This window comes from Paenibacillus baimaensis, assembly GCF_025567575.1.
In genome coordinates, this window is record NZ_JAOQIO010000061.1 from 1 (window position 1) to 786 (window position 786).

Consider the following 786-nt stretch of genomic DNA (forward strand, 5'->3'; position numbering starts at 1 on the left):
ACAGATTGCTGAAATAGCTGGGGTTGAGATGGACATAGGCCGCCACCTCGGCTAAACTGCATACCCCCATGTATGATTCTTCAATAAACCGGGTGGCCTGCTTGACCGGGTTATCATTCTTGCTGGCAAGCCAGTTATTGTGGGACTGCAGGAATTCATGGATGTATCCCTGCAGCCATGCTGCAATATCCCCCGACACCGCATATTTGTAAACCGAATCCCACTCTATGGGGCGCACGGCCATTTGCCATTCGGGAAACTGGACCTGCACCAGCCGGAGAATGGCAGCAGCCAGCAGCAGCGCTTCGATCTTGGCGGTTTGGGGGGGCAAATGGCTGATCCGGACGGCTTGCTCCTGAAGCTCCCGGCTCAGCCGGCTGTTATCCTCCGACATAAGCCAGGTTACAATTTCCTTCTCCTTCTCGTAAAGCGCCGTCTGGTTGAGCAGTGATTCATTGGCAGAACCGTGGTCCCTGTCCCCTTCCCCGCAATACCGTCTGTAGCCCTGGCGCAACTCCTCCGTGCTGGCGCATAGCCCTTGTCCGCTGCATTCAAGAGCCAGCCTTAGATAATGATAGACCGAATCGGTAAGTATCTGCAGCCATGAGGGGGAGGTATCCTGCCGGGAAGCACTCTGGTCCACCAATAAAGCCCACACCGATGCGTTCAAGGGAAACAGGTGAAAGCCGCCGGGAAACCATTTATTTAAGTGCTCCCCGGCAATATTGGCGAAAGCAAACTGCAAAAGCGGCACATCCTGGGCAGAATAATGCTTCTCCGGGGGGA

1 pseudogene is annotated in these 786 nt (G+C 55.0%); it reads right to left on the reverse strand.

Annotated features, from left to right (window positions below):
* Positions 1-786: pseudogene (locus OB236_RS15995) on the reverse strand (response regulator transcription factor); the annotation flags it as partial.